19 protein-coding genes are annotated in these 24,687 nt (G+C 47.8%); 10 read left to right on the top strand and 9 right to left on the bottom strand.

The window, feature by feature from the left end; genetic code table 11:
• The first annotated feature begins 115 nt into the window (after nt 1-115).
• A complete protein-coding gene (locus tag EPB59_RS04190) occupies nt 116-1,102 on the top strand; it encodes a lipid A deacylase LpxR family protein (protein ID WP_154171638.1) in 987 nt (328 codons plus the stop codon).
• 15 nt (nt 1,103-1,117) lie between these two features.
• Here EPB59_RS04190 and EPB59_RS04185 read toward each other — a convergent pair whose 3' ends face one another.
• Complete coding sequence (locus EPB59_RS04185) at nt 1,118-2,998, bottom strand: methyl-accepting chemotaxis protein (protein ID WP_154171637.1); 1,881 nt, start codon at nt 2,996-2,998, stop codon at nt 1,118-1,120.
• A gap of 298 nt (nt 2,999-3,296) precedes the next feature.
• Between EPB59_RS04185 and pflA the strand changes: the two genes are divergently transcribed.
• From pflA to EPB59_RS04155, 6 genes are all read left to right on the top strand, one after another.
• The gene (pflA, locus tag EPB59_RS04180; protein WP_000103940.1) at nt 3,297-4,037 is read left to right on the top strand and encodes a pyruvate formate lyase 1-activating protein; all 741 of its coding nucleotides are present in this window, start codon (nt 3,297-3,299) and stop codon (nt 4,035-4,037) included.
• A gap of 68 nt (nt 4,038-4,105) precedes the next feature.
• A complete protein-coding gene (locus EPB59_RS04175) occupies nt 4,106-4,771 on the top strand; it encodes an energy-coupling factor ABC transporter permease (protein ID WP_154171636.1) in 666 nt (221 codons plus the stop codon).
• Nucleotides 4,772-4,891: 120 nt separating this feature from the next.
• Complete coding sequence (locus EPB59_RS04170) at nt 4,892-5,392, top strand: YfbU family protein (RefSeq protein WP_000426109.1); 501 nt, start codon at nt 4,892-4,894, stop codon at nt 5,390-5,392.
• A 243-nt stretch (nt 5,393-5,635) separates the two neighbouring features.
• A complete protein-coding gene (locus EPB59_RS04165) occupies nt 5,636-7,570 on the top strand; it encodes a PrkA family serine protein kinase (protein ID WP_000021519.1) in 1,935 nt (644 codons plus the stop codon).
• Nucleotides 7,571-7,714: 144 nt separating this feature from the next.
• Nucleotides 7,715-8,986: a YeaH/YhbH family protein gene (locus EPB59_RS04160; protein WP_154171635.1), complete on the top strand. Its 1,272-nt coding sequence runs from the start codon at nt 7,715-7,717 to the stop codon at nt 8,984-8,986.
• Nucleotides 8,987-8,998: 12 nt separating this feature from the next.
• Nucleotides 8,999-10,549 carry a SpoVR family protein gene (locus EPB59_RS04155; protein WP_000208350.1) on the top strand — a complete coding sequence of 517 codons (1,551 nt, stop codon included), beginning with the start codon at nt 8,999-9,001 and terminating at the stop codon, nt 10,547-10,549.
• Between the two features lie 93 nt (nt 10,550-10,642).
• Here EPB59_RS04155 and kdsB read toward each other — a convergent pair whose 3' ends face one another.
• The 5 genes from kdsB to EPB59_RS04130 are packed head-to-tail and all read right to left on the bottom strand — an operon-like array spanning nt 10,643 to nt 16,593.
• Nucleotides 10,643-11,401 (bottom strand): 3-deoxy-manno-octulosonate cytidylyltransferase, encoded by a 759-nt coding sequence (kdsB, locus tag EPB59_RS04150; RefSeq protein WP_154171634.1) that lies wholly within the window; start codon nt 11,399-11,401, stop codon nt 10,643-10,645.
• Entirely contained in the window at nt 11,401-11,580 is a 180-nt protein-coding gene (locus EPB59_RS04145) for a Trm112 family protein (RefSeq protein WP_000350068.1), read from the bottom strand. The genes kdsB and EPB59_RS04145 overlap by 1 nt, the downstream gene beginning before the upstream one ends.
• A complete protein-coding gene (gene lpxK / locus EPB59_RS04140) occupies nt 11,561-12,568 on the bottom strand; it encodes a tetraacyldisaccharide 4'-kinase (RefSeq protein ID WP_195707050.1) in 1,008 nt (335 codons plus the stop codon). Before lpxK ends, EPB59_RS04145 begins: the two co-directional genes overlap by 20 nt.
• 2 nt (nt 12,569-12,570) lie before the next feature.
• The gene (gene msbA / locus EPB59_RS04135; protein WP_154171632.1) at nt 12,571-14,319 is read right to left on the bottom strand and encodes a lipid A ABC transporter ATP-binding protein/permease MsbA; all 1,749 of its coding nucleotides are present in this window, start codon (nt 14,317-14,319) and stop codon (nt 12,571-12,573) included.
• Between the two features lie 30 nt (nt 14,320-14,349).
• Nucleotides 14,350-16,593, bottom strand: a complete 2,244-nt coding sequence (locus tag EPB59_RS04130; RefSeq protein WP_195707049.1) for a DNA internalization-related competence protein ComEC/Rec2 — start codon at nt 16,591-16,593, stop codon at nt 14,350-14,352.
• 8 nt (nt 16,594-16,601) lie between these two features.
• Here EPB59_RS04130 and EPB59_RS04125 point away from each other — a divergent pair, with 8 nt between their 5' ends.
• Nucleotides 16,602-17,132: a DUF2062 domain-containing protein gene (locus EPB59_RS04125; RefSeq protein WP_055051087.1), complete on the top strand. Its 531-nt coding sequence runs from the start codon at nt 16,602-16,604 to the stop codon at nt 17,130-17,132.
• 153 nt (nt 17,133-17,285) lie between these two features.
• Here EPB59_RS04125 and lolE read toward each other — a convergent pair whose 3' ends face one another.
• The 3 genes from lolE to lolC are packed head-to-tail and all read right to left on the bottom strand — an operon-like array spanning nt 17,286 to nt 20,418.
• On the bottom strand, nt 17,286-18,530 hold the full coding sequence (gene lolE / locus EPB59_RS04120) for a lipoprotein-releasing ABC transporter permease subunit LolE (protein WP_154171630.1): 1,245 nt from the start codon (nt 18,528-18,530) through the stop codon (nt 17,286-17,288).
• On the bottom strand, nt 18,531-19,217 hold the full coding sequence (gene lolD, locus EPB59_RS04115) for a lipoprotein-releasing ABC transporter ATP-binding protein LolD (protein WP_114773121.1): 687 nt from the start codon (nt 19,215-19,217) through the stop codon (nt 18,531-18,533).
• Nucleotides 19,210-20,418: a lipoprotein-releasing ABC transporter permease subunit LolC gene (gene lolC / locus EPB59_RS04110; protein ID WP_055051086.1), complete on the bottom strand. Its 1,209-nt coding sequence runs from the start codon at nt 20,416-20,418 to the stop codon at nt 19,210-19,212. Before lolC ends, lolD begins: the two co-directional genes overlap by 8 nt.
• Before the next feature lie 175 nt (nt 20,419-20,593).
• On the opposite strand from lolC, the gene EPB59_RS04105 reads away from it, so the two are divergent.
• On the top strand, nt 20,594-21,169 hold the full coding sequence (locus EPB59_RS04105; RefSeq protein WP_154171629.1) for a PilZ domain-containing protein: 576 nt from the start codon (nt 20,594-20,596) through the stop codon (nt 21,167-21,169).
• Between the two features lie 2 nt (nt 21,170-21,171).
• Entirely contained in the window at nt 21,172-24,639 is a 3,468-nt protein-coding gene (gene mfd, locus EPB59_RS04100; RefSeq protein WP_154171628.1) for a transcription-repair coupling factor, read from the top strand.
• Nucleotides 24,640-24,687 lie beyond the last annotated feature (48 nt).

Here is a 24,687-nt window from a genome sequence, read left to right as displayed (position 1 = left end):
CACTTTTTTCTGTATATCACAGCACATTTGTGCTTTTCTCTACTAGGTTTATTCTCAGCAATGGCGCATGATCCATTGGCTTTTCTTTATATCTCCGAGACATAGTTCACTAACCATGAAATCGATTCGCTATTTGCCTTTGCTGTTCATCAGCACTTACGTCGCCGCAGCACAAACACCGACTTTTACCCTAAGCATCGATAATGACGGTGTATTCGGGGTGGATCAAAACTACACCAATGGCCTTTTCCTCAGTTATACCTCTGGAGCCATTACGCCTTATTGGCTTGCAAAACCGCTGAGTTTATCTATATGGGGAGCACCCAGTTTGGATAAATGGGAATTCACTCTCGGCCATAAAATGTGGACGCCTTCGGATATTGAATTGACCAAACCACAGCCTAATGAACGCCCTTATGCCGGTTATCTACACACTGAATTCAATTACCTAAGCCTACATCCACAGCAAGCACAACGCTTCAATCTGACCATAGGGATGACGGGTGAAAGTGCTTTATCTGAGGATGCGCAAAAAATTGTGCACAATATTACAAAATCGGATAAACCGAACGGTTGGGCATACCAAGTCGACGATAAATTTGTTGGCAGCCTAGGTTACCGCTCGCATTTCAACTGGGGACGCTATCAAGCCATCGGAGGTACTGCGTTAGAACTGGCGAACATCACCGAAGTCAACGCCGGGAATTTTCGCAGTGATCTCTCTTCTGGGTTGATGTTGCGGTGGGGAACCGATTTAGAGAACAACTTTGGCGCAGCACAAATTTCGGTTGAAAACCCGTTCACACCGGGCATGATCGGGGCCTCGGATCAAGGCTGGTTTGTGTTCACAGGCATTGAAGGCCGTTACCGGTTTAACGATATTACTATCGAAGGTGACCGCCCATTAGACGGGTTAGATCACCCTGCTGAGTATTACCAAGTGCATGTTGAACCATGGCAAGCAACCGCTGTGATTGGGTTTGCTATGTATGCACGCAGCTTTGGTGCCAGCTTAACCTTTACCGCTAACAGCTCCGAATTCAAAGAAGATAAGGAGACCATCAGCGGTACAGGTAACGTTGCTCTCTATGCATTCTTCTAAATTCCACTCACGTGGCTACAGCGTGAAACGTTGACAGTCGTTTTCTAAACTCTCAGCGCGCATCTCCACTTCACCACTGGTCATGCGCAGCTGATTGTTATAAGACTCCAAAGCTCGCATGGCACTCAAAATATGAGTCATATTCTTCGCCATAGCATGACTTGTTTCTGATAGTTCTTTAATCGAAGAAAAAATCATCTCTGTTTGTGATGCAGCCTCGTTGGTTCCTTGCGTAATTCTTGCTAACGCCTGCATCGCTTCGTTCCCTTTACTTTGCCCCTCTTCCATAGTCTGTTCTGATTGATTCATGAACAAGATCACTTCAGCACTCTCTTTTTTCATGGTTTCGATGGTGCCAGAAATTTCGCTCACCGCGTTCACTGTTCTGACGGCCAAACTACGAACTTCATCAGCAACAACGGCAAACCCTCGTCCTTGTTCACCCGCGCGTGCAGCCTCAATCGCCGCATTCAAAGCCAATAAGTTGGTTTGCTCAGCAATACCATTAATGATGTCCATGACAGAGTCGACTTTGGCAGAGGCTTGTTCCAATTGTTGGATATGTCCTGCTGCCGATTGCAAAATGCTTCCAACTTCACGTAGCGAGCCAATCGCCACTCCGATGATTTTGCTCCCTTCTTCAGCTGCCAACGTCGAAGCTTTGCTGACATTCGCAACGACCTCGAGCGAGTGTGATACTTGTTGAGTCGTCATGCTGACCTCTTCAGTAGCTGACGCGAGGCGATGAGTTTGATCCATAACCTCAGACTGGCTACTGACTAGATTATCGATCGCCTGATTTAAAGCGATCGCATCACCCGATAGAGCAATACTGCGGTCTTGCACTACATGCACCAACCCGCCGAGGTTTTCACAACTTTTGTTGACAGCAAGACCCAACTGATTGAACTCATCATTCTTATTAGCAGAAAGCGTGAGCCGTTGTGATAAATCTCCAGATGATAATTTTTCCAGTACCCGTTTGATCTGGCTGAGCGCCTTGGTTAAAGACATACTCACCATCATGAATAGCAAGATCGTTAATACGGCCAGAATGACACAAGCCACTAGAATAGACAGTAAAGTGCGCTTACCCGCTTGCTCAGCGAGGGTTTGATAACTTTCGCTTACACTCTCAAGTCGATGAGCGGTGGATTCAATCACCTCCTGTGCTTTCGCCTCACTACTTAACAGCTTTTGCTCAATCTCTTTGACCTGCTGAGAAAGCTCACTAACGCGTAAAAATGTGGCTTTAAACTGTTCAATTTCCGCTTTGTAAAGATCCAGCATGGCGTAAGATTGTGATGTACTGATAAAACCCGCTAACGCACGATTAAAAAGTTTCAAATTTTGCTCATTCGGTTGCAATAAGTAATTTTGCTGAGTCTTAACCATGGCTTGGAAATCAGAGTTGATAGTTACCATTCCTGTTTCATCAATTTTCTTTTCTATGATAGTGGCTAAACTTTTCAACAGGGCTAACTTACCATCATCAACATTAAAGCCCAGCTCTCCTTTTATCTGCAGCCAAGGCTGCATATCACTGATAAAAGCTTGTACCGCCTGCTGTAACACCTCACCCTCATTGGAAAAATCGTTGTTGACTAGGAAATTTTTATCGCGCTCAACTTTCTGTGTGAGCTCATTTAATCGCGTTTTTATATCTGCAACTTTACTCGAATCGAGGTGTTCACGCTCAGAGGCCAATTCAAACAGCTGAGCTTGGGTGGCAAATAATGCAGCAGAACCGGTGGTTACCCCTCCACTTTGTTGATACTGCAAATTCATTTTGGATAAGCTTCGCTCGGTAAATAGAGACAACCCAATAAAACCTAAACAAAGAACAACAATAAATAAGGTGATCTTTTGTTTTTGTGAAAGTTGTATTACATCCATCTTTTCACTTCCTTTTTCATACTGCATCGCTGCACTGTTCACTTCACCAGTTTACTTACTGACAACAGATACTCTTTATGATTGATAGGAAAAGTTTAGACCTAGGATGCAAGACTTACCCACTTTTCATTCAAATTGATCCCTCGCGAAATAGAACGTCATGACGAAAAACTTACCTAAATCTGCAGGAACCCTTGTCACTGCTAGCTATAGGGGGAAATTAGCCAAGAGATAAACCTATTTAATCCCTGCTATTTGTAATAAAATAACGCCCAAATTACATAACTGAGAAGCGCTCATGTCTACCATTGGTCGAATCCACTCTTTCGAATCTTGTGGCACTGTTGATGGCCCCGGAATCCGCTTTATTGTATTCCTACAAGGTTGCCTGTTCCGCTGTAAGTATTGTCATAACCGAGACACTTGGGACACCCATACAGGTCGTGAAGTGACGGTTGAAGAAATCATCAAAGAAGCAAAATCGTACCGCCATTTCATGAATGCTTCGGGCGGTGGTATCACTTGTTCCGGTGGCGAAGCCATGCTGCAACCCGAATTTGTGCGTGATTTTTTCCGCGCAGCGAAAGCCGAAGGTATTCATACCTGTTTAGACACCAATGGCTACATTCGTAAGTTCACCCCAGTGATTGACGAAGTGTTGGAAGTAACTGATCTGGTCATGCTCGATATCAAACAGATGGATGACGAGATTCACCAAGATCTGATCGGTGTCTCCAACAAGCGCACTCTCGACTTTGCCCGCTACCTACATCAAATTGGCCAAAAGACTTGGCTACGTTATGTGGTAGTTCCAGGGTACACCGATGATGAAGCCTCAGCGCATCAGTTAGGTGAGTTCATCAAAGACATGGAAAACATCGAGAAAATCGAACTGCTGCCTTATCACAAACTTGGTGCTCATAAATGGGAAGCCATGGGCGAAGAGTACCCATTGGAAGGTGTGAATCCACCAAGCAAAGAAACCATGGATAAAATCGTAGCAATCCTTGAGCAGTATCACTCAAACGTAAAATACTGATTCAACCTCGCGGCGTTATCGTAAAAAATACCAACCACTTCGGTTGGTATTTTTTTTAGGTAACTCGATTGGAATTAGCACAGCTCGCTTCAACCATTATTATTTTGGCCGTTTTACTCTTGGTGAAAAAAGATAGCCAGCAAACACTGTGGCCAAAATTTCGTAATGATAGATCTTTCCAACATCTCACCTACTTTGTGATGCTGGGCCTGTTTCTACTCTGGTCAGCACAAGCCAGTGTTAAAGAAGGTCTCAACATTCATTTTCTCGCCTTAACCACATTGACGATGATGTATGGTTGGCGCAGTGCTTTTATTATCACCATACCTGTCACCACAGCCCTAGCTCTCGTTGGCAAAATCAGCTTTGCAGCCTTGCCAGAATATCTGCTTCTTTCTAGCCTACTGCCGATATTGATCAGTTACTCAGTTTTCGCCTTAAGCTACCACTATCTACCCAGAAATATCTTTGTGTTTATTTTTGTGGCGGGCTTTTTTAATGCCGGCGTAACTGGCAGTTTGCATCTGTTGCTAAACTCGCTGTATGTTTGGGAAATGGGGACTTATGATTGGAAAACGATCATGGATAACTACCTGATTTTTATCCCTCTACTTGCCTTTCCTGAAGGTCTACTCAATGGCATGGCACTCGCCATTTTGGCGGTGTTCCGCCCCGAGTGGCTGCGCGTATTTTCCGACCGTGATTATTTGTATAACCACTATCATCGTCATTAAGCATGCTGTTTTTTTGTGCTTTCACTATTAAAACCGTGTTGAGATCATGTTTCACTCTACACCAATGCTGTTAACCTTAAATCAGCAAAATAATAACTCTGATTTGAAGTGAGGCTTTACATGGAAATGACCAACGCTCAGCGTTTGATCTTATCGAACCAATATTTCCTTATGTCGCAACTTGACCCAAACAACGCAAACAAATACAAGCGTTTACAAACGATTGTTGAACGTGGTTATGAGCTACAAATGCGTGAGCTGAACCGCGAGTTTGGCTGCCTACCTGAAACGGAATGCCGCGAAATCATCGACATTATGGAGATGTACCACGCGATGCAAGAATCCAATCGCATGCTGGATGATGCCGCACGCAAAGACGTAGACCAACGCCGTTTGACTTTCCTTGGTTTTGATATGGCCACCGAAGCACCATTGGTGAACTATGTGCGCTTCTTAGTGGATTCTGAAGGTCTGTACCCACAATTTGATAAGGGCGAGCACCATTTCAACAGCCAAATGCCGATGCTGGTGAAGTACCGCCGCATGCTAACCACTTGGCGCAATTGCCCGCGTCAGTATCATCTGTCAGCGAATGAATTGCGCCAAATCATGAACGCTTAATTCACTTTTTTGTCCTTTCTATTCTCTTAAGCTGGCTTCATTGCCAGCTTTTTATTTTACGACTTTCCCACCTCACAGACTGCTCTGCGTCATCCCAACTTACCTGACTTACTCGAAATCACGATTTTGAAATAAAACCATAATTCTTAAGCAAAAGAGTAGATTACAGACTAGGCTTAATTTGTTAGGGATTTGTATACAGCGGTTGTATGTCGTCATGACATTTTCAAAGGGGAAACAACTATGAGTATTTTTGAACACTTTCAGGCACGCTATGAAGCCGCCAAGGATGAAGAGCTGTCCATTCAGGACTTTCTGGCTCTGTGTAAAGAAAACAAAAGTGCTTATGCCAATGCCGCGGAGCGCTTGTTGCTGGCTATCGGCGAACCCGAGATGATTGATACATCCAAACACTCGCGCCTTAGCCGAATTTTTTCCAACCGAGTGATTGCTCGTTATAAAACTTTCGAAGATTTTTATGGCATGGAAGAGGCCATAGAACAGATCGTCGCTTACCTCAAGCATGCAGCGCAAGGCTTGGAAGAGCGCAAACAGATTCTCTATTTACTCGGCCCTGTGGGCGGCGGTAAATCATCACTGGCTGAAAAACTCAAAGCTTTGATGCAACAAATGCCGATTTATGTGTTGTCGGCCAATGGTCAACGCAGCCCGGTTAACGATCACCCCTTCTGTCTCTTCGATGTGAATGAAGATGGTGAACTACTCAAACAAGAATACGGCATTGATCGTCGTTACTTGCGCTCCATCATGTCACCTTGGGCAGCTAAACGCCTGCATGAATTTGGTGGTGATATTACTAAGTTCAAAGTGGTGAAAGTGCGCCCATCCATTTTGGATCAAATCGCGGTAGCCAAAACCGAACCGGGCGATGAGAACAACCAAGATATTTCCTCTCTGGTGGGTAAAGTCGATATCCGCAAACTGGAACACTTTTCACAAGATGACCCAGATGCCTACAGCTACTCCGGTGCGCTATGCCGCGCCAACCAAGGTTTGATGGAATTCGTGGAAATGTTCAAAGCACCGATTAAAGTGCTACACCCACTACTAACCGCCACCCAAGAAGGTAACTACAACGGTACTGAAGGGCTTTCTGCGTTACCGTTTGATGGAATGATCCTCGCCCACTCGAACGAATCCGAGTGGCAGACTTTCCGTAACAACAAGAACAACGAAGCGTTCCTAGACCGGGTTTATATTGTCAAAGTGCCTTACTGTCTGCGTGTTTCTGGTGAAGTAAAAATCTACCAAAAACTGTTGGATCACAGTGAGCTATCCAAAGCACCTTGTGCTCCAAGCACACTCGAACTACTGGCACAATTTAGCGTACTGTCTCGCCTAAAAGTGCCAGAAAACTCTTCCTTGTTCTCAAAGATGCGCGTCTATGATGGTGAAACGCTGAAAGATACCGATCCGAAAGCCAAAAGCTATCAGGAATACCGTGATTACGCTGGGGTTGATGAAGGCATGTCTGGGCTTTCCACCCGCTTCGCGTTCAAAATTCTGTCTCGCGTGTTTAACTTCGATCACTCAGAAGTTGCCGCGAACCCAGTGCATCTGTTCTACGTTATCGAACAGCAAGTCGAGCGGGAGCAGTTCCCACAAGAAACTGCGGATCGCTACAATGAGTTCCTCAAAGGCTACTTAATCCCGCGCTATGTCGAATTCATTGGCAAAGAGATCCAAACCGCTTACCTAGAGTCTTACTCTGAGTACGGTCAGAATATTTTTGACCGCTACGTCACCTACGCCGACTTCTGGATTCAAGATCAAGAGTATCGCGATCCAGAAACGGGCCAACTGTTTGACCGTTCAGCACTCAACAGTGAACTGGAGAAAATTGAGAAAACCGCGGGGATCAGCAATCCAAAAGATTTCCGTAATGAAATCGTTAATTTCGTACTGCGTGCACGTGCCAACAACAACGGCCAAAACCCAGTGTGGACCAGCTACGAGAAATTGCGCACTGTGATCGAGAAAAAGATGTTCTCCAATACTGAAGATCTGCTTCCGGTCATCTCCTTCAACGCTAAGACCTCATCCGACGATCAGAAGAAACACGATGACTTCGTCGCTCGTATGATGGAAAAAGGGTACACCGAAAAACAAGTCCGCTTGCTGTCTGAGTGGTACTTGCGAGTACGTAAATCCTCATAGTGTGTATGCCGTGTAATGGTCGGCGGTAGTGCAACTACCGCCACCTGCGGTGTTACCTACCCCACAGAATCGCTGTTGGGCTGTAGGTCACCCCCTCAACAAACTCGTGTTCGAGTTTGAGGTGATGTCATTAGGGAGAGGCTCATGGCGCAATTTATCGACAGAAGGCTAAACGGAAAAAATAAAAGCACAGTCAACCGACAACGCTTTTTACGCCGTTACAAAGAGCAGATTAAAGAGTCGGTTGCGGATGCCGTTAACCGCCGCTCAATCACTAATACGGAATCCGGAGAAGATGTCTCGATTCCGACTCGCGACATTAAAGAGCCGATGTTTCATCAAGGCAAAGGTGGCGTGCGTGAACGTGTGCATCCGGGCAATGACCAATTTATTCGTGGCGATAAAATCGATCGCCCTAAAGGGGGTCAAGGCAGCGGCGGCTCAGGTGAAGGTGAAGCCAGTGCTGATGGTGAAGGCAGCGATGATTTCGTATTCCAAATTTCCAAAGATGAATACCTCGATATTCTGTTTGAAGATTTAGCACTGCCGAATCTCAAGAAAAACCAAGTTAACAAAATCACCGAATGGAAAACTCATCGCGCAGGTTTCCAAACCTCGGGAGTTCCCTCCAATATTTCTGTGGTGCGTTCACTACAACAATCCTTAGCACGCCGTACGGCGATGACCGCTGGTAAACGCCGTTTAATGAGTGAGTTGGAGGGAGAACTCGAACGTATTCAGCGCAGCGAACCACCACAAATTATGGAAGAGATGCGCATCAAGCAAGAGATTGAAGAACTGCGCAATAAAATCGATAGCGTGCCCTTTATCGATACCTTTGATTTGCGCTTCAAAAACTACGAAAAGCGCCCGATTCCCTCCAGTCAGGCGGTAATGTTCTGTCTGATGGACGTGTCAGGCTCGATGGATCAAGCGACCAAGGATATTGCAAAACGCTTTTATGTCCTGCTTTACCTGTTCTTAACTCGCACTTATGAAAACGTGGAAGTGGTATTTATTCGCCACCATACTCAAGCCAAAGAGGTGAATGAACACGACTTCTTCTACTCCCAAGAAACTGGCGGCACCATAGTGTCCAGTGCGCTCAAGCTGATGCATGAAATCATTGAAGCGCGTTTCCCACTGGGTGAATGGAACATTTATGGCGCGCAAGCTTCTGATGGTGATAACTGGGCAGACGATTCACCGCGTTGCAAAGAGTTACTCTCCAACAAGCTGCTGCCCTATTGCCAATACTATGCCTATATCGAAATCACGCGTCGCTCACACCAAACTTTGTGGCACGAATATGAAAAATTACAGGCATCCTTCGATAACTTTGCAATGAAGAACATTCGCAGTGTCGAAGACATTTTCCCTGTGTTTAGGGAGCTGTTCCAAAAGGAAAATGCGTAGGGAGACTGAGAGATGACAACCAAAGCCAAAGCCGCACCCAAGCGTAAAGCTGCCCAAAACAAGCGACTGCCCGATGGCCCAGATTGGACATTTGAGCTGATCGAACGCTATCACCAAGAGATTCGCCGAGTCGCTGAGTTTTATCGTTTGGATACTTACCCAAACCAGATTGAAATCATCACCTCAGAGCAGATGATGGATGCCTATTCCAGCATCGGCATGCCCATCAACTACAACCATTGGTCGTTTGGCAAAAAATTCATCCAAACTGAGCAAACCTACAAGCATGGCCAGATGGGCTTAGCGTACGAGATCGTCATTAACTCCGATCCTTGTATCGCCTATCTGATGGAAGAAAATACCGTGACCATGCAAGCCCTCGTGATGGCTCATGCCTGTTATGGCCACAACTCCTTTTTCAAAGGTAACTATCTGTTCCAAACCTGGACGGATGCCAGCTCGATCATCGATTACCTGCTGTTTGCCAAAAACTACATTGCCGAGTGTGAGCAAAAATTTGGTGTGAACGAAGTGGAAAAGCTACTCGACTCTTGCCATGCCTTAATGAATTACGGGGTTGACCGTTATAAACGCCCCGAAAAAATCTCGATAGCCGAAGAGAAAGCGCGCCAAGAAGAGCGCGAAGCCTATCTGCAATCTCAAGTGAATGCCTTGTGGCGTACTGTGCCGAAAAAAGCGGTTGAGCAGGAAAAACATCGCCGCTTCCCGAGTGAACCGCAAGAGAACATTCTCTACTTTATTGAGAAACACGCTCCCTTGCTGGAACCTTGGCAGCGCGAAATCGTGCGCATCGTACGCAAAATCAGCCAGTATTTTTATCCGCAGAAACAGACCCAAGTCATGAACGAAGGATGGGCGACCTTCTGGCACTACACCATTCTCAATCATCTTTATGATGAGGGGTTAGTCAGCGACAAATTCATGCTGGAGTTTCTGCACAGCCACACCAGCGTTGTGGCGCAACCGCCCTACAACAGCCGTTATTTCAGTGGCATCAACCCTTATGCGCTTGGGTTTGCCATGTTCCGTGATATTAAACGGATCTGTGAAGAACCGACTGAGGAAGATAAAGAGTGGTTTCCAGAGTTAGCGGGATCTAACTGGTTGGATGCCCTTCATTTTGCGATGCGTAACTTTAAAGATGAAAGTTTTATCAGCCAGTACCTATCCCCCAAACTCATTCGCGATTTTAAGCTGTTTGCCATTTGCGATGATGATAGAAAAAATCACATCGAAATCAGTGCTATTCACGATGACCTCGGTTATCAACAAATCCGCGAAAAACTTGCGGCACAATACAACCTCAGTAACCTTGAACCCAACATTCAAGTGTATAACGTCGATGTTCGAGGCGATCGCTCATTGACGTTGCAGTACGTTCCACACGATCGCATTCCGTTAGATCCAAGCTACGAGGAGGTGCTGAAACACATGCACCGTCTATGGGGTTTTGAAGTCAAACTGGAGGAGGTCAAAGACACAGGAAGAAGAGAGATCCTCGCAACCTGCCCAAAAAAGAGCGATTTTGAAAGCCGAATTTAATTTGGGCTGCAATACAACATTCCTAACATTTAATAAAAAAGCTCCTGTTAAGGAGCTTTTTTCTGATGAGCAAGGCGAACTTGGTTTCGAAAACTAATGTGCACGTTCAGTAACAATGCGGCGCACCACTTCCAAATCATCTGGCGTGTCGACCCCAGCCGGCGGTGCTTCTAACGCGACCGCAACATGGATTTTCTCACCATGCCACAACACGCGAAGCTGCTCTAAGCATTCAATCTTTTCAAGCGGGCTTGGCTGCCAATGCAGATAGGTGTTGATAAAGCCTGCGCGGTAAGCATAGATGCCGATATGGCGCAGCAGTGGCTGAGCGATAGACTTATCGGCTTTAGCGAAGTTATCTCGATCCCAAGGAATCGTGGCGCGGCTGAAGTACAGTGCATAACCGTTTTTATCGGTGATCACTTTCACCGCATTCGGGTTAAACACTTCCGCTTCATCTTCAATTTCCACCGCCAAGGTCGCCATTGGCGCGCTGCACGCGGCTAAGTTATCCGCAACTTGGCGGATAATCGCAGGCGGGATTAAAGGCTCATCACCTTGTACGTTAACCACAATGTGATCGGCCGGAATAGCCATTTTTTCAACCACTTCCGCCAAACGTTCTGTGCCGGATTGATGGTTAGGCGAAGTCATGCACACCACACCGCCAAAGGAGTGAACCGCTTGCTCTACACGCTCATCATCGGTTGCAATGATCACGCGGTCAGCACCCGCCTGCATAGCTTGTTCATACACCCATTGAATCATGGGGTTACCACCGATGTCCGCCAGAGGCTTACCCGGTAAACGCGTTGATTGGTAACGCGCGGGGATCACAACGGTAAATGACATTAGCGTCCCTCATCCATGCTCATGCTGCGTGCTTCCGGCTCTAAAAGCACTGGAATGCCTTCTTTAATTGGATAAGCCAAACGATCCAATTTACAAATTAACTCTTGACGATCTTTATCGTAAGTCAGCTTACCTTTACACACTGGGCAAGCGACGATTTCAAGCAGACGGTGATCCATACTGTTCCATTACCTCTTTAATTTTGTCCACAACACGCTGCTCCGCTTCTGGAGCAAATTGAGCCGAAACGGGCAAATACCACCAATTTGGCTGGGCAAACTCAGCGCATTTTACGGCGTCTTTTTCTGTCATGATCAGATGTTCGCCCTGCTGCGCCAGTTGATTCAACTGAGCAGCATCAAAGGCTTGATGATCGGCAAAACCTTGGCAGTGAACCAAATCAGCATTGAGTTCACGCAAGGTATTAAAAAATCGGGAAGGATGACCAATCCCAGCCATGGCACACAAGCGAGTGAGCTTATTCACTGCACAGCGTTCACCCGTCTGCAGATTAATCGCATCCGCAGGTTGAAGATGCATCGCGACTTCATTGGCCTGAGCCACACCACCATTGGTGATAATGAAATCGACTTCATCTAACCGACTGATCGGCTCACGCAGAGGGCCTAGCGGGATCAGCTGTTGGTTACCAAAACGGCGCGCACCATCCACCACCGCGATTTCAATGTCACGCTGCAATGCATAATGCTGCAAACCATCATCAGTGATGACGATGTTAACTCCTTGCTCAAGCAACGCTTTCACAGCTTGGCTGCGCACAGGATCGACTGCCACTGGCACTTTTGTGCGCTGGAAAATGAGTTTTGGTTCATCACCGCAATGTTCCGCTGGCGTTTGTTCACTGACTACCAAAGGGTAACTTGGCGCTTTGGCTCCATAACCGCGTGATACCACGCCAGGACGATAGCCGAGGTTTTGCAATGTTTCCACCAACCAAACCACAACCGGCGTTTTACCATTGCCACCCGCGGTAATATTGCCTACCACCACCACAGGTAATGGTGCACGATAGGAGGTTTTGTCACCCGTTTGATAAGCTTTGCGCCGTGAGCGGCTAATTGCGCCAAACAGCAAGCTTAATGGCCACAACAGTGGCCATAACAGGTAACCCAACGGATAGCGGTGAAACCAAATCTTTTCTATCACCACTATTCACCAAACTGGATGCGGTGTAGTTGAGCATACGCGCCATCTTGTGCCAACAATTCAGCATGACGGCCGCGCTCAATGATTTCACCTTCGTCTACCACAAGGATCTCATCGGCTTGTTCGATGGTCGACAAGCGGTGCGCAATCACCAGCACGGTTTTGTTTTTCTGTAGCTCATTCAATGCCGCTTGGATCGCGCGCTCAGATTCAGTATCTAGCGCTGAAGTCGCTTCATCGAGAATGAGCACCGGAGCATCACGCAGCAATGCACGCGCAATTGCCACACGCTGACGCTGACCGCCGGATAAACTGGTGCCATTCTCACCGATCACGGTATCCAAACCTTGCGGCATGTTTTCAATAAACTCCATCGCATGTGCTTGGCGCGCAGCTTGTTCAATTTGCTCACGGGTGTATTCACCTTCGGCAGCGTAAGCGATGTTATTGGCGATGGTGTCGTTAAACAGATGTACGTTTTGCGAAACCAAGGCAAAGTGACGACGCAAATTGGTCAGCTTGTAATCACGCACATCGTGTCCATCAAGGCTGATTGAACCACTGTCTACATCATAAAAACGAGTAAACAGATTAGCGATGGTCGATTTGCCAGAACCAGAACGGCCAACCAGTGCGACGGTTTTCCCCTGCGGAATCGAGAACGAGACATGCGATAACGCGGGCTTCTCTTTGCCTTGATAAGTGAAAGTCACGTCTTTCACTTCAACTTCACCTTTGACGCGCTCGGCTTCGTACTTGCCGTTGTCACGCTCCGTTTCCAGATCCATCAAACCAAACAGAGTTTGACAAGCGGCCATACCGCGTTGGAATTCAGACGTTACACTGGTCAAAGCTTTTAGCGGGCGCATCAAGCCAAACATAGCGGAGAACACCACAGTGAAGGTACCCGGTGTCAGGTCTGCGCGAATTGAGTCAACACTCGCCAAGAACAACACGGCAAACAGCGCCAGTGAAGCAATCATTTGGATCACGGGATCCGCGATAGACTGCGCCGAAACCAGCTTCATGGTTTGTTGACGCATGTTGTTGCTTACTTGATCAAAGCGTTTACGCTCAACCTCTTGGCCACCATAGCTCAATACCACTTTATGGCCTTTGAGCATCTGCTCCGCAGATGAGGTGACATGCCCCATAGTGGTTTGCATATTACGCGAAATTTTACGAAAGCGCTTAGAAACAAAACCAATCGCAAACGCAACTACGGGCGCAACCACAATCAAGACCAACGAGAGTTGCCAGCTGTTCCAGAACATCAGCACCAGTAAACCAACGATGCTCGCCCCTTCACGCACAATACTGACCAAGGCACGGCTAGTGGCGCCCGCCACTTGTTCTGAGTCGTAAGTAATACGTGATAACAGCCCACCAGTGGATTCTTGGTCAAAAAAGCGCACTGGCATGTGCATAAAGTGGTTAAATAAACGGCGACGCATCTGCATCACCACATTCCCAGAAACCCAACTCAGACAATAGGAAGAAGCAAATCCACTTAACCCGCGCACAAACATCAAGCCTAAAATCATGAAAGGCAAAATACGTAGGAAATTGGATTCTGCATCACCAAAACCTTCATCCAACAAAGGTTTTAGTAAAGAAATCATGTAGGTATCGGCAACAGCATTGATAATCAACGCAACAACTGCAACAGTAAGGCCCGCTTTGTATAAGCGGATATAAGTCCACAGACGTTTAAAAGTCTGCCAAGTAGTTTCGTCAGAGTGAAGTGACATAGAAAGGCTTTTCTGATTACAAAATTGCGCTCATTCTACTCCTTTACGCAGCATCTGCCTATACCATGGCACCCAGCCAAGTCCACGCTGAGTAAACCAATCAAACTGATCTGGATAGAAAAACAGACTGATTTGCCCTGCTTGACCAGTATCTAGCCAATCAGATTGCTGGCTTTGATAACGTTCCACCACTTGCGGGTTAGGCAAATTCCAGCGGTTATCTTTGGCAAGAGAAGCAATCGCCAATCGTGGTTCGACTTTCGCAATAAACTCAGCGGTGGATGAGGTTTTGCTGCCGTGATGAGGCACTATCATCACTTCGCTCGATAAAAGCGTTCCTCCACGAGCAAGTAGCCATTCTCCCATGGCGGTGACATCCCCAGATAACAAAACGGAATAGTGAGATTGGAGATCGGTCATGCGAATCACACACGAATGCTGATTATAGGCTCGATTCACCAACCTCGGAGGCCATAGCACTTGGAAATCTAATGACTGCCACTGCCAACGTTCACCCCGTATACAAGGCATAAACGCCACATCAGCTTGACTTGCACGTATCCAATCAGGCTGCCAACGCTTAGCCAAGCTTTGCCAATCTCCAGCGTGATCATTATCGAGGTGACTCAGAATCAGTCCATCGAGCTGGCGTATACCGCGCTGCTGCAAAATGGGTTCGATGAGACTCTCGACGTAGCTGCCTCCGGGCCAACTGCTGCCCGTATCGTAGACAATCGCGCGCTTATCTTGCTCAATAATGATCGCTAAACCGTGTCCGACATCCAAAACATCCATCCGCCACCGTGGAGTGACTGAAGGAAACCACCACCACAGCCCAGCAAGGCACCATGCCAAAATGCAGGCGCGTAAGCTCATCACTCGGTACAACAAACAGATCACGATAAAGGCAGCAACGAAACCTTGTACGGTTTTCGGTATCACCACCCATCCTACATCCGCAAACTGCAGTGCCCAATCGAGAGGGTAAAACGTCCAGTCTACCCAAGGCCAATAAAGCGTCGCCCAATACCACATTGTCACGCTAAGAAACAAACCCACAAACAGAGCGGGAACAATCACCACGGAGAACCAAGGGATAAACAGCAAATTGTACACCACGGACGTCATGCTTAATCCACCGAAAAAGTATGCCGTGACAGGCGCCATTAAGCAGACAAGGGTCAATTGCGCCCACAGTAAGGCCTTCCACCAAGCCTGACGCTTCTCTTGATTAGCCAATTGATACAATACAATCGCAACGGCTAAAAATGACATCCAAAAGCTGTTTGAAAGCGAGGCAAAGGGCGACCAAACTAAAACCGCACACAGCGTCAGCAGGATCCGTTTTAATGCTGAAAGAGGAAAGCCCAAGATCACCAATCCCACATTCAGCATGCACATGATCAGTGCACGTTGGGTTGGTATAGTGAACCCCGCGAGCCATGCGTATAACACAGCCAATAATGCGCCCACCACGAAAGGAGACCACAACAATTTACCATGCAAGCGCATCAGCCCGGTGCCTAGCAAATACCCGATACTGAAAGCGATACCGATATGCAACCCAGAAATCGCCACCAAGTGGATTAGGCCGCTATTGCGCAAGACTTGCCAGTCTTGTTCACCAATCCCTTTTCTTTCACCAAACGTCAGCGCTAATATCAACCCTTGATAAGGGCTGTTTTGGGTGAGTAACTCAAGCTCCGCCAGTAAAGCGGAGCGTAGGCTATGTTGTGGCACAATGTGGTAAGTCGTATTCGGGCTGACAACCGCTCGCGCCAGAACCGATTGAGTCAGAGAGTGGGCTTCCAAATCAAAGCCAGTTTCATTAAGACGTCCCACAATCGGCTTAAATGAAACTGTAAATTCGAATTGCTCATTCGGTTTTAACGCTACAGGAGCCGTTAAACGTACACGAGGCCACATCAGTCTGTTTAAGGTTTGACCATTCACCTCATGAATTAAGACTAAACCCTCATATGCGTAACGAGTTTGCGTAAAAAAGCTGTCAACCTGACCTTTTATGATACTATCCGAGCCTGCTTGAGAGAGCAGGTTGGATTGATCTCGCATTAGGTTGCCATGGCACACGACAGTGAATATGGCCAACGCGAAGCCAAGGAGTTTGCGGCAAGCTCGGTAATAACTGAGCACGCCAATCAGGATAAGGCAAAACCAAGCCCAGCCCCATGTCGGCATCCAAGGCCAATACGGTGCAGAAAGCAAGGTGATCGAAAAAGAGATAAGCGACCAGTAATTCGACAAGAGAGTCATAATCCCGTATGCCAAGAAAATTTATTAAGCGGTTTATGCCTGACCACGAAGTGATCAAACGCCAAAAAGCGCTGCGCGTGTTTGGTAATGTGCTGTATAACCCAAATCTCTGGTGTCTAAATCGCCGCTCTGCCGCCGGTGCTTTTGCTGTTGGTTTATTTATGGCGTTTGTTCCGCTTCCGAGCCAGATGATTATGGCTGCCGGATTGGCTATTTTGTTCGGAGTTAACTTACCGCTCTCAATCGCACTAGTATGGATCACCAACCCGATCACTATGCCGGTGATTTTCTACTTCACCTATAAGCTCGGGGCTTGGTTGATGGGCACCCCAGCACAATCGTTCCACTTTGAGTTGACGTGGGAATTTCTCCTCAACCAAATGAGCACCATTGGTCCACCATTTTTGCTCGGTTGCACAGTTTGTGCGGTATTAGCGTCACTGATTGGTTATTTTGGTATTCGTGGCTTATGGCGCTATTCCGTGGTTCGCAGTTGGCAAAAACGTCGCACCAGTAAGATGCCGGAGAATCAGCCTTAACACACGGCACAGACCAGCGATTGATACCAAGTTGCGAGCAACTGCATTCGCCGTTTTGCAAACAATGTTTACTTAAGATGGAAAAAGGACCCTAAGGTCCTTTTTTATTGAACGCAGAGAAAGCATTCTGTTTGCTTCTCCGAGATGATCTCGCTACTTGCTACTCAACACTTGAGCAGGATTCAGTCGACTTGCACGCCGCGCCGGATACCAAGTGGCAAGCAGGCTCAATGTAATCGCCGTGCCCGAGACAAGCATCACATCGAACCACTCGACTTGTGATGGAAGAAAATCCACAAAGTAGATATCGCCTGACAAAAATTGATGGCCGATCAGTTTTTCCAACCCTTTGATCAGCGGCGTTAAATTTAACGCCACTACCACACCAAACAGACTGCCGACAATACTGCCCAGAACACCAGAGAACACCCCTTGCCATACAAAGATGCGTTTGATTAGACCATCGGTTGCACCCATGGTACGCAAAATCGCAATTTCACCAGCACGGTCTTTCACTGCCATCATCAGCGTTGACACAATGTTAAAGCTCGCCACACCGATGACCAGCACCATCACCAAATACATAATCGTACGTACCATCTGAATATCGCGGTACAAGAAACCATACTTTTGCTGCCAACTGTGCAAATAGACGTATTCATTGAGCTGATTACCCACTTCACGTACGATATGGGTCGCTTGCAGAACATCTGCCACTTTCACGGATATGCCTGTCACGCCACTGCCCAAATTCGCGTAGCTTTGTGCATCTTCCAGTGGCAGTAACGCCAAACTGTGATCAATTTGCCCATTAAGTGTCAGTAAACCACTGACTTTCACACGTACCCGTTTCGGAGCTTGTACTTTTTCACCACTAGTCGCACTTGGGATCATCAAGGTAATAAAATCCCCGACCTGCACACCGAGTTTGTCGGCTACCCCTTGGCCTAAAATCACCTGTTGTTCACCAGGATTAAAATGTTGCCACGCTTGCGGCGTAATAAACTGCGACAGGCGAGACACGGCTTGTTCACGTTGCGGATCAACACCACGTATTTCAATCGCTTTGAGCTGGGTGCCATTCTCCGCCAGCGCCGTCATTTTCACATAAGGCGCCGCCGCGATAATGTTAGGTTGACGGGCAGCTTGCGCCATTAAATCCGGCCAACGCTCTATAGGGCCACGCACACCTTCAAATTCCCCATGCGGAATAACTGAAAGCACTCGCGATTGCAATTCACGTTCAAAGCCATTCATGGCCGAAAGACCAATGATGATCACCGCTACGCCCACGGCAATCCCAATCGTGGACGAAAGCGAGATAAACGACACCATCTTGTTACGTTGCTTAGCGCGACTAAAGCGCCCACCAATAAACAGAGCTAAAGAGGAAAACACTTAGGCCCCCGTCATATCGGTGAGTAACCCATCTTTCATGTGCATCTGGCGATCCATTTTCGCGGCTAACTCACCATCATGGGTCACCACTAAAAATGCCGTACCAGATTCTCGGTTCAGCTCACGCATCAAATCGTAAATCGACAATGCCGTCTTATGATCAAGGTTGCCCGTTGGCTCATCGGCTAACACTAAATCGGGTTTATTGACTAACGCGCGCGCAATCGCGACACGTTGCCGCTCACCACCAGACAACTCTGATGGGCGATGAACTAAGCGATGACCTAAGCCAACTCGCTCAAGCAAACTTTGGGCTTGCGCTTTCGCTTTCGCCACATTCATGCCGCCAATCAGCAGAGGCATCGCAACATTTTCTAACGCCGAAAAATCCGCAAGCAGATGATGGAACTGATAAACAAAACCCAAGTGCTGATTGCGGATTTTGGCTTGCTTATTGGAACTGAGCGCATGTAATGGCTGACCAAGAAACTCCACCAGACCTTCACTGGCATCATCCAATGCCCCCAAGATATGCAGTAGAGTGCTTTTCCCTGAGCCAGAAGATCCAATGATTGATACCAACTCACCCCGCTTTAACTCAAAGCTCACCCCTTTAAGAACCTGAGTTTGCAACTCACCTTCTTGATAGGTTTTGCAAACCTGATGACAGCGTAAAAGGTTATTCATAACGTAGCGCCTCAGCGGGTTGAACAGAAGATGCGCGATAGGCTGGGAACAGCGTCGCCAATAGGCTTAAAACAATCGCAAGAACAATAACTAAAACAATTTGTAGCGGCTCGATCACAACGGGCAAAGCGCCGCCCACGGAGAAAAGGGCGACACCTAGTGCCTCCATCAGGCTATTGAGATTGGCGGCTAGCAACACACCAAGACCTCCGCCCACTAGCGCGCCAATCACCCCACTACTCGCGCCTTGCACCATAAAAATGGCGAGTACATGTTGTGACTGCATCCCTTGGGTTTTCAAAATTGCCACTTCGGCCTGCTTTTCCATCACCACCATAATCAACGCCGAAATAATATTAAACGCAGCAACCCCGACGATGAGACCGAGCATTAATCCCATCATGTTCTTTTCCATACGTACCGCTTGAAACAACTCGCCGCGTTGCTCACGCCAATCGCTCCATTGCCAACCGTCAGGTAACGGTTGTTTCGCCAGAGTGCTGACCACAAACGGGTCATCAAAAAACAGTCGCCAACCTGAAATCGTCTGTGCGTCATAGCGCAGTAATTTGGCCGCATCACGCAGATGGGTCACCATCAGTTGCCCATCCACATCCGAACCAGTGTTAAAAATGCCCGCCACCGTAAAGTTACGCTGACTGGGTAGACGCCCTAACGGCGTGAATTGGCTCGCTTCTGTCACCATCAAACGCACTTTATCACCCACCGTAACATTGAGACTGCGCGCCAACAGGTGACCGAGGAACAGTTGATATTCGCCCGCTTGCAAAGCCGTTACCCGCCCTGCAATCAAGTATTGATCAATCGGATCATTTTGTTGTGGCTCGATACCAATCAGCAAACCCGCAGCCAGTTGCGAAGCACTCTGCACCACCGCTTCACTGCGCACTAAAGGCTCTGGTGGGCGTTGCGTAGATAGTGCCGAGATGAAAGCCGGCGGTTGATTGGCAAATGCGGTTTTACCCACATCTTGCGTCACCACCGCTTGGGGCAAAACGCCTAAAATGCGCGATTTCAGTTGTGTTTCAAAACCGTTCATCACCGATAACACGGTCACCAAAGACATCACGCCGATCGTAATCCCCGCCGTCGACATATAAGAGACAAAGCGGCTAAAACGATCACCAGAACGACCGCGCAAATAGCGTAAACCAATAAAAGCCGAAATCGGATGAAACATAAATCCAACCATAGGAATAGAATGGCGCTACTGTAGCGAGAATCCCTGCGAGGTTGTAGCTTTTCTTTGCCAAATCTGTGTAAGAGGACGTTTATTTCACACCGATAACAATGACATACCTTGATTAGTTACTGCTTATGACGATAATCAACACAGATGTGAGAAGGAACCCTCTATGAATGACCAAGAATTCTTTACTGTTCACCATGCGCTAACCATTAATGTGGAGCCGCTGGCGGACCATTTCGCGCTCCCTTCTCATGAGATTTTTGAAGCGGAAATCCCCGCTCCATTTGTGGTAGCGAGTGAATTCAGCCAATTGGAACAGCTCAGTGACAGCGCGCGCATGGAGCTGAAAAACAGTGATTTCAAAAGTGTCCTGCAACTGCTTGAAGCGCAAAACTCAAAGCTCAATCTGCTCCTAACTTTTATGCTGTCACAGCAAGTCGATCCGCAATCACGCAGTACAACCACTCGTTTTGGCGCCAGTCAACTCACCTATTTGGCAAAAGCCCCCTTGGCTTTGGGGCAAAAAGTTCGCGTTAAGCTGTTTTTAGAATACCCAGCCGCAGCCATATACTGCTACGCTAGCGTGACCGAATGTAGCCAACAAGCAGAACACACCTTAGTAACTCTGAAGTATGATCTGCTGCGCGATGTGGATCAGGATTTACTGATCAAAGCCGCCCTATATCAACAGCAGCGCCTGCTGCGTCAACGCTCACTAGACCGAGAAAAACCTCAAGCGTGACTATGACTACACATTCCCTACTCTCTCTGTTCTCGGCGCAAGGTGCCGGAGACAAAAAAGCCATCGGTAACTTACACGGCTCTAGCCTTGCCTTGGCCATTGCTGAATTGGCTAACGCCCATACCAGCCATACTTTGCTGGCAGTTCCGGATCCGCAAACGGCACTCAAACTGCTGCACGAAATTGAGCAATTTAGCCACAGCGAAGTCGCTCTCTTCCCTGATTGGGAAACGCTGCCGTACGATAATTTTTCTCCGCATCAAGACATCATTTCTGATCGTATTTCGCGCTTGTATCAATTGCCAAGCCTGACGCGTGGCATCACGATTGTGCCGGTCAGCACTTTGCTACAACGCCAATCACCGCGTGACTTCTTATTGCAGCACACCTTAATCGTTAAGCGAGGTGACCTTTTCTCGCTCGATAAGCTACGCCTACAGTTAGAAAATAGCGGTTATCGCCATGTAGATCAGGTCTTTGGTCCCGGTGAATACGCAAGCCGCGGTTCGATTCTCGATCTCTTCCCAATGGGCAGCAGCGACCCGTTCCGGATTGATTTTTTTGATGATGAAATCGACACCATTCGCACTTTCGATCCGGAGAATCAACGGTCGATTGCTGAAATGGATGAAATTCGTCTGTTGCCCGCACATGAATTCCCCACCACAGCGGCAGCGATTGAAGAGTTTCGTAACCGCTGGCGTCAACGCTTTGAAGCGCGCCGCGAGCCTGAATCCATTTATAGCCAAGTCTCCAAAGGCACTTGGCCTGCGGGGATTGAATACTGGCAGCCGTTGTTCTTTGATCACAGCGAAACCTTGTTCGACTATCTCCCCTCCAACAGCCAGCTCTTAGTGGTTGGTGAATTGGAAAAGTCCATCGACCAGTTTTTGGCGGATGTGGATTATCGCTACGACCAACGCAATATCGACCCATTGCGCCCATTGCTACCACCGAATGAGCTTTGGCTGCGCAAAGATGAGCTGTTTGCCCACTTTAAAACGCTGCCGCAAGTTCAACTGACAAGCTCACCTATCGAGCTACGTGCAGGACGAATGAATGCCCAAGTACAGCCATTGCCCGTATTGGCCGTTGAGCATCAAAACAAAGAGCCTTTGGCAGCACTGCGCCAGTTTAGCGAGCAATTTGCTGGCAAAATCATTTTCTCTGTCGAATCAGAAGGTCGTCGTGAAGCCTTGCTTGAACTTTTGCAACGCATCAAACTGCGCCCGCAAAGCCAAAGTGAGTTCAGCATTGCCTGCCAACAAGCAGAGAAGTTCTCGCTAGTACTGGGTGCCGCAGAGCGTGGATTTATTTATGGTGACAACCAAATTGCCCTGATCTGTGAAAGCGATTTACTGGGCGATCGGGTGATTCAACGTCGCCGTAAGAAAGATCGCAAAACCGTCACCAACAGCGATGCGGTGATCCGCAATCTTGCCGAGCTCAAACCGGGGCAACCCGTTGTACATATCGATCACGGGATTGGCCGCTACTTAGGGCTACAAACTCTCGAAGCGGGCGGCATGGTCAGCGAATACGTCATGCTGGAGTATCAAAACGAAGCCAAGCTGTATGTGCCAGTTTCATCACTCAACCTAATCAGCCGCTACTCAGGAGGTGCTGAAGAAGCAGCCCAATTACATAAACTGGGTGGCGAGGCATGGGTAAAAGCCCGCCGTAAGGCCGCCGAAAAAGTACGTGATGTCGCGGCAGAGCTATTGGATGTCTACGCTAAGCGCGAGATCAAACCGGGCTTTAAATTCCATCTCGACCGTGAACAATACGCGACCTTCAAAGCCACCTTCCCGTTTGAAGAAACCGATGACCAAGCGATGGCGATCAACGCTGTGCTGTCGGACATGTGCCAACCCAAAGCCATGGATCGTTTAGTGTGTGGTGATGTTGGCTTTGGTAAAACCGAGGTGGCGATGCGCGCGGCTTTTGTCGCAACCGATAATGGCAAACAAGTGGCGGTATTAGTCCCAACTACGCTGCTCGCTCAGCAACATTTCGAGAATTTCCGCGACCGATTTGCCAACTTGCCGATCCGCGTCGAAGTGCTCTCCCGCTTTAAATCCGCTAAAGAGCAGAAACTCATCCTACAAGACGTGGCGGACGGTAAAGTCGATATTCTGGTCGGCACTCATAAACTACTGTCGAGCGAGATTCGCTTTGCTGATCTTGGCTTGCTGATTGTCGATGAAGAACACCGCTTTGGGGTTCGTCAAAAAGAGAAAGTCAAAGCGATGCGGGCGGATGTCGACATCCTCACTCTCACTGCAACGCCGATTCCGAGAACGCTCAATATGGCGATGAGTGGTATGCGTGATCTCTCCATCATCGCCACACCACCAGCACGTCGATTAGCGATCAAAACCTTTGTGCGCCAAAGTGAGGACAGCGTGATCCGTGAAGCGGTGCTGCGTGAAATTATGCGTGGTGGTCAGGTGTACTTCCTGCACAATCAAGTCGAAACCATCGACAAAGTAGCTGCGGATTTAGAAAAACTGGTTCCTGAAGCGCGGATTACTGTTGCCCACGGGCAGATGCGCGAGCGTGAGCTGGAAAAAGTGATGAACGATTTCTACCACCAGCGTTTCAATTTACTGGTGTGTACCACAATTATCGAAACTGGTATCGACGTTCCGACCGCGAATACCATCATCATGGATCGAGCCGACAGCTTAGGTTTGGCTCAGTTGCACCAGTTGCGTGGCCGTGTGGGCCGTTCGCATCACCAAGCGTACGCCTACTTGTTAACCCCGCCGCCCAAAGCGATTACCAAAGATGCGGTCAAACGCCTAGAAGCGATTGCCTCTTTAGAAGATTTAGGAGCGGGCTTTACTCTGGCCACACACGATTTGGAAATTCGTGGTGCTGGAGAACTGCTAGGTGAAGAACAGAGCGGCCAAATTCAATCTATCGGTTTTACTTTGTATATGGAAATGCTTGAACAAGCAGTTGAAGCCCTGAAATCGGGTAAAGAACCCGCGCTGGATGACTTGCTGCGTGAGCAAACTGAAGTTGAAATGCGCCTACCAGCCTTGCTGCCGGAGGATTATATTCCGGACATCAACACCCGTTTGTCGATGTACAAACAGATTGCTAGCGTCGCCAGTGAAGATGAGTTAGTCGAGCTCAAAGTCGAATTGATTGATCGCTTTGGTAAATTGCCTGACGCCGCGTTAAACTTACTCGCCATCGCCGAACTGAAGCTTAATGCTATGCGTCTCAAAGTACGTAAAATTGAAGCCCATGAACGTGGCGGATACATCGAGTTCTATCCCAATGCTGACATTAACCCACTGTTTTTGGTTAAACTGCTGCAATCGCAACCTAAGCAATTTGCGATGGATGGGCCGACCAAATTTAAATTTACCTTACCGTTGGTTGAACGCAGTGCGCGCATTCAATTTGTCGCTGACATGTTGAACGATTTCCAGCAAAATGTGCTACCGGCGATTTAAGTAATTAACCAGATGTAATAACCCAGTGTGAAACACTGAACAACGGAG

The organism is Vibrio metoecus (genome assembly GCF_009665255.1).
Classification (GTDB): Bacteria; Pseudomonadota; Gammaproteobacteria; order Enterobacterales; family Vibrionaceae; genus Vibrio; species Vibrio metoecus_B.
The sequence above is the reverse complement of the archived record's forward strand: the minus strand, read 5'-3'. Positions and strand labels throughout refer to the sequence as shown.

Coding starts and splice junctions, on each gene's coding strand:
- kdsB (WP_154171634.1), bottom strand. CDS start 11,401: ATGTCATTTACCGTTGTGATCCCCGCGCGTTACCAATCAACGCGTTTA.
- EPB59_RS04170 (WP_000426109.1), top strand. CDS start 4,892: ATGGAAATGACCAACGCTCAGCGTTTGATCTTATCGAACCAATATTTC.
- EPB59_RS04130 (WP_195707049.1), bottom strand. CDS start 16,593: ATGACTCTCTTGTCGAATTACTGGTCGCTTATCTCTTTTTCGATCACC.
- EPB59_RS04165 (WP_000021519.1), top strand. CDS start 5,636: ATGAGTATTTTTGAACACTTTCAGGCACGCTATGAAGCCGCCAAGGAT.
- EPB59_RS04190 (WP_154171638.1), top strand. CDS start 116: ATGAAATCGATTCGCTATTTGCCTTTGCTGTTCATCAGCACTTACGTC.
- pflA (WP_000103940.1), top strand. CDS start 3,297: ATGTCTACCATTGGTCGAATCCACTCTTTCGAATCTTGTGGCACTGTT.
- EPB59_RS04185 (WP_154171637.1), bottom strand. CDS start 2,998: ATGGATGTAATACAACTTTCACAAAAACAAAAGATCACCTTATTTATT.
- mfd (WP_154171628.1), top strand. CDS start 21,172: ATGACTACACATTCCCTACTCTCTCTGTTCTCGGCGCAAGGTGCCGGA.
- EPB59_RS04155 (WP_000208350.1), top strand. CDS start 8,999: ATGACAACCAAAGCCAAAGCCGCACCCAAGCGTAAAGCTGCCCAAAAC.
- lolD (WP_114773121.1), bottom strand. CDS start 19,217: ATGAATAACCTTTTACGCTGTCATCAGGTTTGCAAAACCTATCAAGAA.
- EPB59_RS04160 (WP_154171635.1), top strand. CDS start 7,715: ATGGCGCAATTTATCGACAGAAGGCTAAACGGAAAAAATAAAAGCACA.
- EPB59_RS04145 (WP_000350068.1), bottom strand. CDS start 11,580: ATGGATCACCGTCTGCTTGAAATCGTCGCTTGCCCAGTGTGTAAAGGT.
- EPB59_RS04125 (WP_055051087.1), top strand. CDS start 16,602: ATGCCAAGAAAATTTATTAAGCGGTTTATGCCTGACCACGAAGTGATC.
- msbA (WP_154171632.1), bottom strand. CDS start 14,319: ATGTCACTTCACTCTGACGAAACTACTTGGCAGACTTTTAAACGTCTG.
- lolC (WP_055051086.1), bottom strand. CDS start 20,418: ATGTTTCATCCGATTTCGGCTTTTATTGGTTTACGCTATTTGCGCGGT.
- EPB59_RS04105 (WP_154171629.1), top strand. CDS start 20,594: ATGAATGACCAAGAATTCTTTACTGTTCACCATGCGCTAACCATTAAT.